The organism is Pelagibius marinus (assembly GCF_014925385.1).
Classification (GTDB): Bacteria; Pseudomonadota; Alphaproteobacteria; order Kiloniellales; family Kiloniellaceae; genus Pelagibius; species Pelagibius marinus.
Genome location: NZ_JACSDK010000003.1, coordinates 297920 through 314293, shown reverse-complemented (window position 1 = coordinate 314293; position 16374 = coordinate 297920). Strand labels below are relative to the sequence as shown.

Below are 16374 nucleotides of genomic sequence, written 5' to 3'. Positions count from 1 at the left end.
TCAGCGTCGCGCGCTGCGCCGCGGCCCGGACTGCCGGCCGGGCTGTCTGCTGGCGGTCATGGCGCCGACGAAACGCTCGGGCAGGTTGAGGACCGCGCCCACCCCCTTGCCCAGACGCCCGGCCACCTGCAGCACCTCGGAAATGCGGCGGTCGAGAAAGGCCCAGGTCGCCGCATAGTCCTCCGACTTGTCGTTCAGCCAGAACAGCAGCGTGGAAGAGTAGACCGCGCCCAGGAGCGCGCGCTTGCTGTAGAAGTTGTAGTCCGTCGCCTTGTCACCGGCGGCGTACCAGATGGCGTCCACCGTGCGGTAGAGACAGGCGAGGCCCGCCGCCGCGTTTTGCGGCAGGGCGAAAAAGTTGAGGCCGCTGCGTACCGCCTCCCGGTGGGCGGCGACGGCCTCCAGGCGGACGCGCACGCCGGCGGCGATTTTCTCGCGCACCTTCATGGCGTCCAGGTCGAGGCCTTCCAGCGTCTCCAGCAACTGGCGGTCGGCCTCGCTGCTGAAGGCGCGGATCAACTCCAGCGGGCCGCCGGGGAAGAGGCGCTGCGCCTCGCCCGCGTCCAGGCCCAGGTCGCGGGCCCCGGCGTCGAGCGCCGTCCAGGTCCAGCCGTCGAAGGGAACGTGCCGCAAGGCCGCGTCCAGCAGGCTGCGGCGCTGGCGCGCCAGCTTCTCGGCCACCGCGTCGTCGATCGGGGTTTCGCGCTCCTGCGCTTCAGCCATGGCTCTCTGCCCTTTCCTCTGCCAGGCGGCCCGCCTCTTCCGCCCCGCCATCCAGCGGCTCTCGGCCGGCCTCGCTGGTGAAGGCCAGCAGCGAGAGGTCGGTCATGCGCTGCGGATAAAGGATGCCGTCCAGGTGGTCGCACTCGTGCTGCACGACGCGGGCATGGAATCCCGCGGCCTCGCGCTCGATGGGAGCGCCTTCCAGGGAGAGGCCGCGATAGCGGATCCGCGTTACCCGGGGCACCTGGCCGACCAGGCCGGGAACCGAGAGGCAGGCCTCCGGCCCCAGGGCCAGTTCGTCGGTCAGCGGTTCGATGACCGGGTTGATGAGCACCGTCAGCGGCACGTCCTCCCGGCCGGCCCCGGAGCCCTCCTCCGCCGCCGCGCGGCGGCCGGACACGAAGAACACCACGACCCGCAGCGGCACATGCACCTGCGGCGCCGCCAGTCCCGTGCCGCCGGCGTCATCCATGGTTTCCAGCATGTCGCGCACCAGCGCCGTGATCTCCGGCGCGCTCGGGTCGGCCACCGGGGCCGCCTTCTGGCGCAGCACCGGATGGCCCATGCGGGCGATCTTCAGAATGGCCATGGAGTCAATATGGCCCGCCCCCGCGGCCGGGTAAAGGCGCCGGGTGGACGTCTAGGGCGGGCGACTCGGGCGCCCCGGGGCCCGTCCAGCCCCGGGGACCGGCCGCGCTTTCCGGGGCAAAAAGGAATATTTTCCGATCACGCCGCAGCCCGGCCGCTGCGGGGCCCGGAGAGGCCGCGTGAGGCCCTCTGAGGCGGGGAAAAACCCTTAGAAACCCCTTCCTTTTTCCCAAACCCTGTGATACCAACGCCCCTGTCTCTGCGGCAGCTGTGCCGCGGAAATGATTTTTTTGCCCTTATTGTTGAGCAATCCGGCCCGAAGGTCTGTCGGGAGACAGGCTTTCACGGCTTAAGAAAGGAGCGCAGAGCGTCTGTGCAAGTTCAGGTTCGAGACAACAACGTCGATCAAGCCCTCCGCGCGCTGAAGAAGAAGCTGCAGCGCGAGGGTGTCTTCCGGGAAATGAAGCTGCGCCGCAACTTTGAGAAGCCCTCCGCCCGCAAGAAGCGGGAGCGGGCCGAAGCCGTGCGCCGCTATCGCAAGCTGCTGCGCAAGCGCATGGAGCGCGAAGGCTTCTAGAGCCTTTCCGGCCCCCTGGTCGGAGAGGGGAACCGAGGGGCGTGTCCGCTTGAGGAGCGCCCGCTCAGGCCCCGGAAGAAGCGCCCGCAACGGCGGGCCGGGAAGTCAGGCTGCCAGCAGCCGCTTCCGATCGTAAGACGAAGGATGTGCCGCCAGGCCGCCACCCGAGGGTGCGCGGCCTTTGTCGTTTGCCGCGGCGGGCCTGGCGGCCAGCGACCTCCGCGGCCGGCGGCGCTGTGCGGCTCAGGCGGCGGTGGCGTCGTTGGTGTCGAGGGCGATCAGCTTGGCCATATGGACCGCGGGCACCTCGGTGCCGTTGCCGCCCGGAATGGACAGCCGGCGGATCTGCTGGTAGCCGAGCCTGCGGTAGAGCGGCACGCCGGTGAGGCTCGCCCAAAGCTCCAGCAGGCGGAAGCCGGCGGCCTGCGCCTCTTCCTCCGCGTGGTGCACCAGCCGCGAGCCCAGGCCGCGGCGGGCGTACTTGGGATGCACGAAGACGGAACGGATCTTCGCCGAGGTCGCCGAGAGGATCGAGGTCTGTTCGTCGATGCCGGCGCCGGCGGCCTCCGAGACCGGCAAGTGCTGCGCCCAGCCACCGCTGGCGACGACCTGGCCGCGGTCCTCGATCAGATAATAGGTGCCGCCATAGACCATCGACTGGTCGTAGGTGCCGTGGGTGATGAAGGCTTCCAGTTCGGCCGGGCTGTAGTCGGCCGAACCGAGGCCATGCACGGACAGGAAGTGCATCGCGTCGATGGCGGGGATGTCCGCCGGCGTGGCGCGGCGCAGCGTCAGCTTCGCTGCAGCGTCCTGCTGTTTCTTACACTTCTTCGATTTTTCGGTCATGGCTCGCTACTTGCCTTCATGTCGGCGTGGAACGGCACACTGGTGGATGGACTGAGTTGGATGGGGTGCGTGCAGTGCGGGTTACCGGAACCAGAGGCCACTGCCTCAAGCTTCTGCGACGGAGTCGCCGCATGAACCGCCGCGGGAGCTTGATGCCGACCGAGCCCCGGCCCCAGCACCGCACGCCATGGACAAACTGGCAGACGAATGTTTCAGCCTGTTTTCGCGCCACGGGGCAAAGTGTATTGATTGTTTCCCGAGGCCGGAAAAAAGGGGAGCCCTGGGGCTCCCCTGTGTACATCCGCAACTTTTTGCTCGCGTGAGAAGTTGCAGGCGCCCCTTGAGGGCACGCGCCTCACGCGACCTCGTCAGGCAACCAGGGCCTGCTCCATCCGCCGGAGGGCGGTGCCCCGGGAATCGGTCTCGCCCAGCTCGCTGAAGAGGGAGGCGGCGCGGCGGTAGTCCTCGGCCGCGCCCAGGCCATTGCCCATGCGCGCGCGGCAGTCGCCGCGGCCCATGTAGGCCCAGGGCTCGGTCGGATTGAGCGTCACGTCGTGCTCGAAATCCGGCAGCGCCGCCTCGAAGCGCTCCTGGCGCAGCAGGAAACGCCCGCGCTTCTGGAAATAGCTGCCGTTGCCGGGCTCCAGCTCAACGGCGCGGTTCAGATCCGCCAAAGCGCCTGCCCGGTCGCGCAGCCGCTCACGCCAAGAGGCCCGCTCGGCGTAAGCGCGCGCGCAGTTCGGCGACAGCTGCAGAGCCTGGTCGCAGTCGCCGATGGCCTTGGCGTAGTTCTTGATCTCGCCGTAGCAGCGGGCCCGCTCCAGAAACAGCGAGGCCCGCCCTTCGCCGCGGGTCAGCGCCGCGTTGAAGTCGATCACCGCGTAGCGCAGCTGGCCCAGCTTGCTGTAGCACTGGCCGCGGCGGGCGTGGGCCTGCCAGGACCCCGGGTCGAACTCCAGCTCGCGGGTGAAGTCCTCGATGGCGCCGCGATAGTCCTCCAGGCGTTGCAGCAGGCGGGCCCGGTTGGCGTAGACCGGGGCGAAGGTCGGATCGGCGGCGATGGTACGATCGAAGTCCTCCAGCGCCTCGGTCAGCTTGCCCTGAGCCTCGCGCGTGATGCCGCGCCGGTTGAGGATCGAGGGCTCATCCGGCGCGAAGCCCACGGCGCGGGTCAGGTCGGCCTCGGCCTCGGCGTAGCGCTTCAGACGATAGTAGGCAGCGGCGCGGTGAAACAGCGTCACCACCTGCTCGCCGCCCAGGTCGAGGGCGCGGGTGAAGTCGGCCACCGCTTTCAGGTCGTCGTAGCGGTCCAGGTGGCAGAGCCCGCGGTTGGAATAGGCCGCGGCAAAGCCCGCGTCGTGGTGGATGGCGTTCTCGAAGTCGCAGAGCGCCCCGGTCAGGTCGCCCTTCTCCCGGCGCACCATGCCCATGCCGTTATGAGCCGCCGCCCAGCCGGCGCCATGGATGCCGGCGCGCTCGAAGTCGTCGATGGCGAGGTAGGTGTAGCCGAGGCAGCGGTAGCTGTAGGCGCGCTCCAGATAGTAGAGGCCGTTGCGGGAGTCGCAGGCCAGGGCGGCGGAGAATTCCGCCACCGCGCCCTGGTGGTCGCCGGCCTCGGCGCGCGCCAGGGCTCGCTCGAAACTGTCACTGCCGTCGCGCGGCCGTGGCGTCTCCTCGCTCGCCGCCGTCACGGCGGCCGGGACGCTCAGCTTCTCGCCGAGGGAATCGAACAGCAGCTCGCGCGGCAGGGCCGCCGCTTCGGCACAAACAGGGGATCCCACGGCGCTGTTGGCGACCGGAACGAGGGCCAGGGGGTCAATCTCGATCATGCGCCGCGCGCGGCCATCGGCCGGCAGGTCTGTAGGAAAAAAGTCACAAGGAATGTGACGTGACAGCCGAAGTCCGCTCTCCCGCACGGCGTTCTGCGGTGCATTCTCTTGCTGGCCAGCCATGGTACTCCCCCTTAAATGGGCCTTCGCCCTTTGGCACGGTTTCAGGGTCGAGACCTTGCCCGAGGCCCGCGCGGCGCTCTGTGAGGAAAGTCACACTGCAGGCAAATCGGGAGACTTCTGCTGGAATTCCGGGGGATCCCGGGCGCCGCCGGGGGGCCTGGCCCGGGCCGCCAGGCGGCGCCGGCGGGGCCCCATTTTTTTGCATCCCTGCCGCTGTTTCCCGCGTAGGTGCGGGTTGAGAACAATCGAAACCAATTCCCCGCGCCCGTCACATGAGACTGAAACATTTTCGCTGCAGGGTCTTGCCTGCCGCTTCCGGCACCGCGTCCGCGCCTGCTAAGCTCGCGGACCCGCGCCGGGAAGCGGTGCCCCTAGCTTGCTGGTCCAGTCAGGTCTCTGTGATGTCCAAACCCGTCCACCCCGCGATCTGCAGTCCCCGCCGCGCCACCGCGGCCCTGCACAGCCTCGATGGCCCCCTGGCGCTGGCCACGGGGGAGGCGCAGCCGCGGATGGTTGGCGCCAACCGGGCCTTCGTCGAGGCCACCGGCTGGGACGCCGCGGCCATGCGCGGCCGCCGCCTGGAGGACATCTGCGAGGAAGCCGAAGGCGCCGCGCCGGATGCCCGAGGCGCGTCCCCCATCGACGTGCGCCCGCTCTATGACCGCGCCGGGCGGCACCGTCACTGGCTGGTGATCCACCGCGAGAGCGACAAGGAACGGGCGGACAAGGACACCGGCGGCGAGGACGCGACGGCGGCACCCGGCAGGTCCGCCGAGGCCGGCAGCGGGACCGATTTCCGCGCCCTGGTGGAGGGCATCAGCAACGGCGTGCTGGTCCACCGCGACTTCAAGCCGCTCTATGCCAACGCGGCCTGCGCGCGGCGCGTCGGCTTCGAGAGCGGCGAGGAGCTGCTGCGCGAGCCGACCCTGCTGCCCTTCCTGCCCATCGAGATGCACAGCCGCGCGCTGCGCCGCCATGCCCGGCTGCTGGCCGGCGAGACGCCGGGACCGGCGCGCATCCTGCGCTGCCTGACGCGCAGCGGCGAGCCCTTCTGGGTCGAAGCCTCGGAAAAGCGCATTATCTGGGAAGGCGAACCCGCCGTGCTGGTGTCGCTGAACGATGTGACCGAGCAGGTACAGATGCGGCGCACGGAGCTGATGCTGCGCGAGGCCATCGACAATCTCTCGGACAGCTTCATCCTCTACGATTCGGACCAGCGGGTGGTGCTCACCAACCGCCGCTTCCACGAGATCCTGCCTTTCCACCCCAGCCAGGACGAGATCGTCGGCAAGCCGATGCGCGAGCTGATCGAAGCCAGCGTCGTCAACAACGCCATCACCGATCCGCGCGTCCTGCACGACCCCGAACGCTTCGTCGACGAGTTCATCCAGGAGCGCATGAACAAGCACTCCAACGTGCGCGAGGACACCTGGCCCGACGGGCGCTGGGACCTGGTGAAGGAGCAGCACACCCGCTCCGGCGGTTTCGTCAGCGTGCGCACCGACATCACCGAGCGCAAGAAGGCGGAGATCGCCCTGCGCGACCAGGAAAGCCGCCTGGAGCAGACCCTGGCCGAGCGCACCTCGCAGCTGAAGGGCGTGCTGGCCAACATTGCCCAGGGCGTCACCGTCACCGCGCCGGACCAGACGGTCCTGCTGGTCAACCAGGGCTACCTCGACATCTTCGGCCTGCCCGAAGAGCTGGGACGACCCGGCATCCATCTTTCGGAATACATTCGCCACGGCCTGAAAATCGGTGAATACAATCCCGCCGAGGTCGCCGCAGCCGGCGGCGACGAGGGCTTCGTGCAGCACCGCCTGGCAGTTCTTTCCAGCGCGCAGCGCGGCGTCGCCCAGCGCAAGCTGGGGGATGGCCGGGTGGTGGAAATCCGCCAGCAACGGCTGCCCAACGGCTGCATTGTCTCCACCTACAACAACATCACCGACCGGGTGCAGACCGAGCAGGAACTGCAGCGCCAGCGCGAGAAGGCCTATCAGAACGAGAAGCTGAGCGCGCTCGGCTCCCTGCTGGCGGGCGTCTCGCACGAGCTGAACAACCCGCTCTCGGTGGTCATCGGCCAGGCCGCCCTGCTGGAGACCATGGCCGGCAGCGGCGAGATCGCCGATCGTGCGGTCAAGGTGCGCACCGCCGCCGACCGCTGCGCGAAAATCGTGAAGACCTTCCTCTCCATGGCCCGCCAGCGCCCGGCCGACCGCCGTCCGATCCGGGTCAACGACCTGGTCAGGGACGTGCTCGACCTGGTGACCCACCAGCTCAGCACCACCGATATCGAGGTGACCTGCAACCTGGCACCGGAGCTGCCGACGGTGGCCGGCGACTCAGACCAGTTGAGCCACGTCCTGCTCAACCTCTTCATCAACGCCCAGCAGGCCATGCTCGACACGCCGCTGCCGCGCCGCCTGATCATCTCCACCTCCAACCTGCCGGCCAGCCGGCAGGTGCGCATCACGGTGCGCGACAACGGCCCCGGCGTGCCCGACGACATCCGCTCGCGCATCTTCGATCCCTTCTTCACCACCAAGCCGGTCGGCCAGGGCACCGGCGTCGGACTCTCCGTCTGCCACGGCATGGTCAGCGCCCACGGCGGCAGCATTTCCGTCGACGAGGCCGCCGGCGGCGGCGCGGTCTTCAGCGTCCTGCTGCCTGCCGGCGAAACGGCTCAGGCCCCCGGCGAGGAGCAGCAGGAAGAAGCCCCTGAACCCGAAGCCGTGGCCCGGCGCCAGGTGCTGGTGATCGACGACGAGCCGGACATCACCGGCTTCCTGGTCGAGATCCTGGAGGCCTCGGGCCACGCGGTGGACGTCGCCGCCAGCGGCGAGAGCGCCCTCGCCCAGCTCAAGCAGCGCGACTACCAGGTCATCATCTGCGACCTGCGCATGCCGCACATGGACGGCCCCGGCCTCTACGAGGCCCTGAAGGCGCTGAAGCCGCACCTGCTGGATCGCATCATCTTCGCCACCGGCGACCTGCTGAACGAGACCACCGACAGCTTCCTCAAGTCCACCGGCCGTCCCTGCGTCGAGAAACCTTTCCTCCCTGCCCAGATCCGCGAGCTGGTCGAACAGGTTACCGCCGAGAATAAAGACTGAGTAAGGCCTCGAGCTCACCCCTCCCCGCGCAGCGCCTCCAGCTCCTCGATGGACTTCGGCCAGTCCTTCTTCAGCAGCGCCGAGAGCCCGCGGTCGGCCAGCAGCTTGCCGCCGGTCTGGCAGCGCGGGCAGTAGTTGGTCTCGTTGTCGGCGTGGCGGATGCGCTGCACCCTGGTGCCGCAGACCGGGCAGGGCTCCCCATAGCGGCCGTGCACCGCCATGCCCTTGCGGAAGGCGGTGACCTTCTCCGGAAATTTTCCCTTGGCCTCGTCGCGCAGGCGCTGGGCCCAATCAAGCAAGGTTTCGCGCGTCGCCGTGTAGAGGCGTGCGATCTCCGCCGCCGACAGCTTCTGCGTCATGGCCACCGGCGACAGGCCGGCGCGGTGCAGGATCTCGTCGGAATAGGCGTTGCCGATGCCGGAGAAGATGCGCGGGTCGGTCAGCGCGCGCTTGACCGTGTGGTTGCGCGCGGTGAGCGCCGCGGCGAAGTCGGTTTCCTCTGCCGCCAGAACCTCCAGGCCCCCGGGGTCGTGTTCCGCCAGCGCCGCTTCGCCCTGTAGCAGGTGCAGGGCGGCGCGCTTCTTGGAACCGGCCTCGGTGAGCGTCAGGCTGCCGTCCGCGAAGTCGAAGGCCGCCAGGGCAAACTTGCCCTTCAGGGGCGCGCCCTTTTCCTTCCAGTGCAGGCGCCCGGCGATCATCAGGTGCAGCACCAGGAAGAGGTCGCCTGCCTCGCTGTTTGCCGGATCGCCCTGCGGGCTCCCCTCCAGGCCAAAGACGATGCGCTTGCCCAGACGGCGCAGGGACACCACCTCCCGGCCCTCCGCCTCCTTGATCGGCGGCACCGCCGTGCGCAGCAGGAAGGGGCTGGCGAGGCGCACCTTTTCCAGCTTCCGATGGAGAATGCGCTCTTCCAGCGCTTCGATGTAGACGGTGATGTCGGGCAGCTCCGGCATGATCTGCCTACCTGCGCCCGGAGAGGTAGTCGGAGAGGCGCCGCTGCAGCTGGGAAATCGCATCCGGCAGGACCAGGAAGTCCTCGATGGGCATCATTCGCCAGTACTGTCCCTCCGCGCCGAAGCGGATGGCGGCGACCTCCGCCGCGGCGATCTCCGCGGCCAGGAAGTAGCTGCTGCGCTGCGGGTCCAGCATAGCGGGGTAGCGGCGGCACCAGTGGACCCGCCCCGGCGCCAGGGCCAGGCCGAACTCCTCCTCGACCTCGCGCAGGGCGCAGTCGGCCGGCGTTTCGGCGCCCTCGCGCCCACCGCCCGGCAGGTCCCAGAGCCCCGGCCAGGGGATCGCGGGAATATCGTCGCGCTTATAGGCGACGAGGTCCGCGCCGCAGACCAGGGCGATCTTGGCCCCCATGAAAGCTTCGCTCTCCATGCCGCAAAGCTGCCACAAGGGGGCCGCGAAGGTCGATAGCGAGGTCGATAGCGAGGTCGATAGCGAGGTCGATAGCGAGTCTGGGGCAAATGGTCTAGGCTCCGCCCTGACATGACCGAATTGCCCAAGACCGAAACCCCCGACGCCGGCGCGCCGGAAGCCTTCACCGACCCGGAAGCGGCGGTGGAGCGGCTGATCGAGCTCTACAGCCAGGCGACGGACTTCCTCTGCCGCGGCTTCGACGGCCTGCTGGCCGGCAAGGCGGCGCCGCGGCGCCTGCGCGCCTTCTATCCGCAGGTCGCCATCACCACCACCAGCTTCGCCCACATCGACTCGCGTCTTTCCTACGGACACGTGCCGATGCCGGGCCACTACGCGGCGACCATCACCCGCCCGGACCTGTTCCGCGACTACCTGAGCCAGCAGCTGGGCCTCTTGCTGAAGAGCCACGAGGTGCCACTGGTGGTCGGCCCCTCGCAGACGCCGATCCCGCTGCACTTCGCCTTTCCCGACGGCATGCACGTGGAAGGCGCCCTGGTGGAGCAGCTGGCCCAGCCCTTACGCGACCTCTTCGACGTGCCGGACCTGGCCGTTACCGACGACGCCATCGTCAACGGCACCTTCGAGCCCAAGCCCGGCAAGCCGCTGCCGCTGGCGCCCTTCACGGCGCCGCGCGTCGACTATTCCCTGCACCGCCTGTCCCACTACACGGCGACGGCGCCGGAGCACTTCCAGAACTTCGTCATCTTCACCAACTACCAGTTCTACATCGACGCCTTTCGCGACCTGGCGCGCGACTGCCTGACGAAGGACGACAACGACTACGAGGCCTTCGTCGAGCCCGGCAACCTGGTCACGGCGCGCGGCGCGACCTCCGCCACCGGCGGCCCGCGCCCGGAGCGCCTGCCGCAGATGCCGGCCTATCACCTGAAGGGGCCGAACCACAGCGGCATCACCATGGTGAACATCGGTGTCGGCCCCTCCAACGCCAAGACCATCACCGACCACATCGCCGTGCTGCGCCCGCACGCCTGGCTGATGCTGGGCCACTGCGCCGGCCTGAGGAACACCCAGGCGCTGGGCGACTACGTGCTGGCCCACGGCTACGTGCGCGAGGACCACGTCCTGGACGCCGACCTGCCGACCTGGGTGCCGATCCCGCCCCTTGCCGAGGTGCAGGTCGCCCTTGAGGAGGCGGTGGAGGAAGTGACCGGCCTGGAAGGCTACGAGCTGAAATCGATCATGCGCACCGGCACGGTGGCGACCATCGACAACCGCAACTGGGAACTGCGCGACCACCGCGAACCGGTGCAGCGCTTCTCCCAGTCGCGCGCCATCGCCCTGGACATGGAAAGCGCCACCATCGCCGCCAACGGCTTCCGCTTCCGGGTGCCCTACGGCACCCTGCTCTGCGTCTCCGACAAGCCGCTGCACGGGGAGCTGAAACTGCCGGGCATGGCCACGGCCTTCTACCAGCGCCAGATCGGCCAGCACCTGAAGATCGGCCTGCGCGCCCTGGAAAAGCTGCGCGACATGGCGCCGGAGCGCCTGCATTCCCGCAAGCTGCGCAGCTTCACGGAAACCGCCTTTCAGTAGCCTGAAGAAGCCGCCGGAAAAGGCGCATCGTCCTCGCAACAACACAGTCGTCATGCTCGGACTTGATCCGAGCATCCAGGGCGACCGCTCTGTCGCCTGCCCTGGACCCTCGGGTCAAGCCCGAGGGTGACAAACGGGGAGGTGGAGATGCAGGCGACGACAGCCGTCGACCTGTGAAGTCTGTACCGCCTACAGCTCCACCACCTTGCCCGAGCCGCCGCCGCGGATCAGCAGCGGGTTGCGCAGCGCCCGCCCGAAGACCGGGCTCTCGATCTCGAAGACGTCGTTTTCCTCGGCGCGGACGCCGTCGGTGAAGCTGAGCGTCGCGGCGCCGAAGTAGTGGACGTGGACGTCGCCGGGGCGGCGGTGCTGCGGATACTTGAAGTGGTGGTGCTCCAGGTTGGCGATCGTGTGGCTCATATTGGCCTCGCCGGTGGCGAAGGGCTTCTCCCAGAGCACCTGCGCGCCACGGCGGATGCGCGCCTTGCCCTGGATGTCGTCCGGCGCAGCGCCGAGCCGCAACTCCGGCCCGAAGGAGCAGGGCCTGAGCTTGGAGTGCGCCAGGTAGAGGTAGTTGCGCTGCTCCAGCACGTGGTCGGAGAACTCGTTGCCGAGCGCGAAACCGAGACGCCGCGGAATACCCTGGGGATCGACCAGGTAGAGCCCGACCAACTCCACCTCGTCGCCGCCGTCCTCGGCGAAGTCGACCATCTCGAAGGCCTGCTCCGGCGCCGTTACGATGCCGCCGTCGCCCTTGTAGAACCACTCCGGGGCAACACCGATGCCGCCGCCGGCGGGCTTGCCGCCCTCCAGGCCCCATTTGAACATCTTCATGGAGTCGGAGAGCGCCTCTTCGCCCTCCTCGGCCACTTTCTTGTGCATGGAATCGCGGGCATCGGCGCTGCCCAGGTGCGTCAGCCCGGTGCCGGTCACCAGGCAGTGGGCGGGGTCGGGATGGTCGAGCGGGGCCAGCAGGCGGCGCTCCGCGACGACGGCGTCATAGTCCTCCGACGCATCGCCGATCCGTTCCTCGGCCGCCAGGACCAGGCTCTGGCCGTCGTCCAGCGCCATCTGCGCCAAGTCGTAGACGCTCTCCACGCCGTCCAGCAGGCTGAGCTGGGTGCCACCCTCGTCCGGCGCGCCGACCACGCGGTTGCCGTGCTTGTCGATGAATTGAACCAAACGCATGTGCTGTCCCACCCAAACCCAGTTGTTTTGCTGCCGCGGCTGACGCCGGGGGCAGTCTAGTGAAAAATCCGCGGGCCGCCACCCCGGCTTTGCGCCGCGGCGGCGCCAGGAACGCTAAAGGGCAGGCGCCAGAGGCGGCAGGCTAGATAGAAACGGGGCGAGTCATCAGCAGGACTTCGGTGCTGTAGGGATAGCACTCATGCGCGATGATCGGCCGCCGGTCCGCCACGGTGTAGCCGCAGCGCAGGTAAAGGCGGTGGGCGCTGAGGTTCTCGGCGAAGACCTGCACGCTGAGCAATGGGCAGCCGGCCGCCTTGGCGCGGGTTTCGGCGATGGCCAGCAGAGCGCTGGCGATACCGGCGCCTCGGTAGGCCTCAAAGACGGCCAGGGCGTTCACGTAGAAGCTGCCGGGGACCTGGTATTCCAGCTCCACCAGGGGGCGCAGCAGTTCCGGCATTTCCGGCACCGCGGCCAGTTCCTCCGGCGTCGGCTCGGGCAGAGGGTAGGCCAGCAGCATGCCCGCGACCTTGCCCTCGACGTGGGCGACGACGCTGTTGCGGTAGGAGAAGTTGGCATCGTCGCGCGCCGCCCGCTCGGCCCCGACATCCAGGGCCGACTGGCCGTCTCGGGCCTGCTGCGACCACAGATATGAGGGAATCCCCTCACCGGCGATCTCGATGAGCTGCGCCAGCGCGCGGGCGTCGTCTTTCCTGGCGTCACGGTAAAGGGGCAGGGAACCAGCCATAGGGAACATCCAATCCTCCGCAATCGCAGTTTTTATAGTGGTTTCCGCAGCGTGCGGCGGGCAACCCCGAAGACATACGCATAAAGCGGTGCGAGAGGTGTCAATAAGAGACAAAAAACACCTCCGGGCGGCAGCACGAGGCAAAAAAGGGGCCCGGGGCGCCAGCGCCCGGGGCCCCGGATTGACCGCTTCACGCGGCTTTACCGAGGGGCGGCTTGCGGCCGGTCAGGCCGCCTTGATGGCCGCGATGAAGCTCTGCACGGTATCGCGCATGCGCTCGGCGTGCTGCGACAGCTCCTCGGAGGCCGTCAGCACATTGCGCGAGGCGGAACCGGTCTCGCTGGCCCCGCCCTTGACCTGCGTGATGTTGCTGGTCACGTCGGTGGTGCCGCGCGAGGCTTCGGCGACGTTGCGGGCGATTTCCTTCGTCGCCGCCGCCTGCTCCTCGACGGCCGCGGCGATGGCGGTGGTGATCTCGTCGATCTGCTGAATGACCGTCGAGATGTGGTCGATCGCCGTGACCGCGTTCTCGGACTCGCCGCGCACGCTGGCGATCTGAGCCGAGATCTCCTCGGTCGCCTTGGCGGTCTGGGTGGCCAGGCCCTTGACCTCGCTGGCCACCACGGCGAAGCCCTTGCCGGCTTCGCCGGCGCGCGCCGCCTCGATGGTGGCGTTGAGGGCCAGCAGGTTGGTCTGCTCGGCGATCTCGTTGATCAGCTTGATCACGTCGCCGATCGAGTCCGACTGCTCGCGCAGGCCGTTGATGACGCCGGTGGTGTCCTTCGCCGCCTTCACCGCGCCCTGGGCGACTTCGGTGGCGCGCGAGACCTGCCCGGCGATCTCCGCCAGGGAGGCGTTGATCTCCTCGGTCGCCGAGGCCACGGTCTCGACGTTGGTGGAGGCTTCCTCAGCGGCCGCGGCCACGCTGGTGCTCATCTCCTCGGTGCGCTGGGCAATACCGGACATCGAGGTGGCGACCTCCTTCAGCTCGCTGGAGCCGTCGGCGACACTGGCCACCATCTGCGAAGAGGCGGCGTCGAACTCGTCGGTCATATCCTCGATGCGCTTGGCGCGGGCCGCCTTTTCCTCGTTCTCCTTGGCCGCGCGGGCTTCCATCTCGCGGTTCTCGATGAGGCGCTGACGGAAGAATTCGACCGACTTGGCCATCATGCCGATCTCGTCACTGCGGTTCTGGTTGGCGGTCTGCTCGTCATAGTGACCCTCGGCCAGGCGGCCCATGAAGGCCGACATACCGTTGATCGGGGTGGCGATGGCGCGCGACAGCACGAACCAGGCGGCCGCGGCGAAGAGCATCGCGATCGCGGTACCGGTCAGCAGGGTCATCAGGGTGATTTCGAAGGCCGATTCCACCGCCTGCTCATTGCGGGCGGTCAGCTCGCTGGCCAGCTTGGTCAACTCGGTCAGGTCGGCGTTGGCGGCGCTCAGCAGGCGCTCGCCGTAGCCGTTGGCCTCCAGCACACGCGCCTCGTCGACGGTCAGCGGGCTGCGCATCAGACTGATCTGACGGGTAACGATGTCAGCTTGCCAGCTCGCGATCCGCTCACCCGCCGAGGCGATGAGCTCTTTGGCCTTGTCGACGGTAAGCTGCGACTGCAGCGCGTCGAACAGGCGGTCGTACTCCGCCTTGGCGGTCGTGTAGTCCTGAATGTACTGGCGGTTGCCGCTCAGCAACAGGCCGCGCACGGCCGCCTGCTGCCTGGCCACCTCCTGGCGCATGGCTTCCATGTCGTCGGTGATGGCGTTGATGCGCGCGGTGTCGGCGACACGGTCGCGCGCCTGGCCCAGCTCGTAGAAGGTGACGCCGGACAGGCAGGCGATGATGAGGACCAGGGTCGCGAAGGCCGCGACCAGCTTGATCGAAATCTTGGTGTTATTGATGAGGTTCATCTTTCAGGCTCCAGTGCGGGCGGCGCTCAGACTTTGCCCGCGGCATAGCGGCGGCGAAGCTCAGTGACATTGACTTCCACCGTGATCGCGCCGACCACCTGGCCGTCCTGCGCGATGGAAAGGTTCACCTGGGCGTTTTCGGTGCCCGTATCCTCGTTGATCTCGATCTCGTCGATGAAGATGGCGTCGGGGCCGACCTGGAAGGTCTTCTGCCACTTGCCCTCATCGCCCTGCCAGAAGTCCGAGGTGATGGAGGACTGGCCCGCGTTGAGGCCCTTGGCGTCCATCACGAAGATCTCCGTGTAGAGTCCGCGCGAGCGCGCCTGGATTCGGGTGAGGTAGTTCGACAGGGGACTGGAGAGCACGGCGGTGATCAACGGCTGATCCTCCACCTCGCGTTCGGCGCGCCACTGCTTGTCCAGGGCGTCGATGCCGGCCTGGTCGAGACTGGCGTAGCGCTCGTTGCTCGCCTCCAGGGTCAAGAGGATCACCGGCGACGACGACCACGACCGGATCTCGTCAATGATGTGCTCACGAATCAGCCACTCGTCGGCCGAAGCGCTGCTCGAAAAAAGGACCGAAAGGCAGACCAGGAAGGTCGCCGCAAATGCTCTCATTGATGTCATCGATTTTTTCCCTCCACCTGGAGACTCGCACTCATCTCCGACGCGCTGTCTTAGGTGAAAGTTCTTAAGTTTCTCATAAATACTTGGCAAAGGTGGGAATTTCGGCATAAGGGATAGAATTTTCCCCGATGCAATTCTCTACTATTGAGAATTTCCCGCTATCCCGATGCCGAAAGGCACTGCGGGAACTTAGAACCATACAAAAAGCGAGCTTCATTTCTTGGTTCTAAAGTAATACCAATTGTGATCTATCTATCAGAGCGACAAAGATTCAGCCGTCATCCTATCCGGGGTTCTGTCGGAGAAACTGCGGGCCCCGCCCGCCAAGGGCGGCCCCGGCGCGCCGTCATCGCCGGCAGCGAGACATTGCGCTGACCGCGCCTTGCTTTCCTTTTCCCCCCGGCCCAGACTTCTTTGAAAGTCGGTCGGGGACAGAAACACACAAGGCCAGAAGAGCGGTTTCGAGGCGTTTCCCGCATGCAGGAAGGAGAAACATGAACGCCCCAAAAAAAGCGACGGGAAGCCCCCAGGGCGGCGGCGGGAAAGCCGCAAGCCAGTGGCCGGAAAACCTGCAGGACAAGATCGGCCGCGAAAATCTCTCGGCGGATCACATGCGCGCCGCCTATGACTATTGGTGGCAAACGCGCGGCGAGTTGGAACTGCCGCCGGCCGACGCCATCGACCCGCTGAGAATGCCACGCGCCTGCCTGCCGTTCATCGTGATCCTGGAAGTCGAGGCGTCGCCCTTGCGGTTTCGTTGCCGGCTGACCGGCACCCGGGTCGTCGACAGTCTCGGCGTGGACCTGACCGGCCTCTATATCGATGAACTCCCGAATATAGAAAAGCCGCTCGCCCGCATGGCGTGGTGCGTGCGCGAGAGGCGTCCCTATCTGGTCGAAGACGCGGTGACCTTTGCGCCCAATGACTACCGACGCTATCGCACAATGGCCCTGCCCTTCGGTGACGGCGGACAGGGTGTTGAACGCATCGTCTTCGTTTTCGACTTCGACGTTCACCTTAACAAAGCCGGTGAGGACAGCGCCGGCTGACGACGGCGCCGGGGGTAGAACCGGCATCGCATACCGCAAGAGACATTACGCGACGCAACAAAGCCCTTGGGTTGAAATTCGGC

14 protein-coding genes are annotated in these 16374 nt (G+C 67.5%); 4 read left to right on the top strand and 10 right to left on the bottom strand.

All coding sequences use genetic code 11. From position 1 onward, the window contains the following. Both H7X47_RS06730 and def read right to left on the bottom strand, forming a co-directional pair. Entirely contained in the window at nucleotides 1–723 is a 723-nt protein-coding gene (locus tag H7X47_RS06730; protein ID WP_193367872.1) for a COQ9 family protein, read from the bottom strand. After that, entirely contained in the window at nucleotides 716–1312 is a 597-nt protein-coding gene (gene def, locus H7X47_RS06725) for a peptide deformylase (protein WP_193367871.1), read from the bottom strand. Before def ends, H7X47_RS06730 begins: the two co-directional genes overlap by 8 nt. 372 nt (nucleotides 1313–1684) lie before the next feature. Between def and rpsU the strand changes: the two genes are divergently transcribed. Next, nucleotides 1685–1888: a 30S ribosomal protein S21 gene (gene rpsU, locus H7X47_RS06720; protein WP_167223142.1), complete on the top strand. Its 204-nt coding sequence runs from the start codon at nucleotides 1685–1687 to the stop codon at nucleotides 1886–1888. A gap of 243 nt (nucleotides 1889–2131) precedes the next feature. Here rpsU and H7X47_RS06715 read toward each other — a convergent pair whose 3' ends face one another. Next, nucleotides 2132–2734: a GNAT family N-acetyltransferase gene (locus H7X47_RS06715; RefSeq protein ID WP_193367870.1), complete on the bottom strand. Its 603-nt coding sequence runs from the start codon at nucleotides 2732–2734 to the stop codon at nucleotides 2132–2134. Nucleotides 2735–3102: 368 nt separating this feature from the next. Further along, complete coding sequence (locus H7X47_RS06710) at nucleotides 3103–4563, bottom strand: tetratricopeptide repeat protein (protein ID WP_193367869.1); 1461 nt, start codon at nucleotides 4561–4563, stop codon at nucleotides 3103–3105. A 524-nt stretch (nucleotides 4564–5087) separates the two neighbouring features. Here H7X47_RS06710 and H7X47_RS06705 point away from each other — a divergent pair. Beyond that, on the top strand, nucleotides 5088–7796 hold the full coding sequence (locus H7X47_RS06705; protein ID WP_193367868.1) for a PAS-domain containing protein: 2709 nt from the start codon (nucleotides 5088–5090) through the stop codon (nucleotides 7794–7796). Nucleotides 7797–7810: 14 nt separating this feature from the next. Here H7X47_RS06705 and H7X47_RS06700 read toward each other — a convergent pair whose 3' ends face one another. Both H7X47_RS06700 and H7X47_RS06695 read right to left on the bottom strand, forming a co-directional pair. Then, nucleotides 7811–8749 (bottom strand): DNA-formamidopyrimidine glycosylase family protein, encoded by a 939-nt coding sequence (locus H7X47_RS06700; protein ID WP_193367867.1) that lies wholly within the window; start codon nucleotides 8747–8749, stop codon nucleotides 7811–7813. 7 nt (nucleotides 8750–8756) lie between these two features. After that, a complete protein-coding gene (locus tag H7X47_RS06695; RefSeq protein ID WP_193367866.1) occupies nucleotides 8757–9179 on the bottom strand; it encodes an NUDIX hydrolase in 423 nt (140 codons plus the stop codon). Between the two features lie 111 nt (nucleotides 9180–9290). Between H7X47_RS06695 and H7X47_RS06690 the strand changes: the two genes are divergently transcribed. Further along, entirely contained in the window at nucleotides 9291–10775 is a 1485-nt protein-coding gene (locus tag H7X47_RS06690) for an AMP nucleosidase (RefSeq protein ID WP_193367865.1), read from the top strand. A 189-nt stretch (nucleotides 10776–10964) separates the two neighbouring features. Here H7X47_RS06690 and araD1 read toward each other — a convergent pair whose 3' ends face one another. From araD1 to H7X47_RS06670, 4 genes are all read right to left on the bottom strand, one after another. Then, a complete protein-coding gene (gene araD1, locus H7X47_RS06685; RefSeq protein ID WP_193367864.1) occupies nucleotides 10965–11963 on the bottom strand; it encodes an AraD1 family protein in 999 nt (332 codons plus the stop codon). A gap of 142 nt (nucleotides 11964–12105) precedes the next feature. Beyond that, nucleotides 12106–12708, bottom strand: a complete 603-nt coding sequence (locus H7X47_RS06680) for a GNAT family N-acetyltransferase (protein WP_193367863.1) — start codon at nucleotides 12706–12708, stop codon at nucleotides 12106–12108. 225 nt (nucleotides 12709–12933) lie between these two features. Continuing rightward, nucleotides 12934–14616: a methyl-accepting chemotaxis protein gene (locus H7X47_RS06675; protein ID WP_193367862.1), complete on the bottom strand. Its 1683-nt coding sequence runs from the start codon at nucleotides 14614–14616 to the stop codon at nucleotides 12934–12936. A gap of 26 nt (nucleotides 14617–14642) precedes the next feature. Beyond that, nucleotides 14643–15242, bottom strand: coding sequence for a hypothetical protein (locus H7X47_RS06670; protein ID WP_193367861.1), 600 nt, complete (start codon nucleotides 15240–15242; stop codon nucleotides 14643–14645). Nucleotides 15243–15736: 494 nt separating this feature from the next. Between H7X47_RS06670 and H7X47_RS06665 the strand changes: the two genes are divergently transcribed. Beyond that, nucleotides 15737–16291 carry a PAS domain-containing protein gene (locus H7X47_RS06665; protein ID WP_193367860.1) on the top strand — a complete coding sequence of 185 codons (555 nt, stop codon included), beginning with the start codon at nucleotides 15737–15739 and terminating at the stop codon, nucleotides 16289–16291. Nucleotides 16292–16374 lie beyond the last annotated feature (83 nt).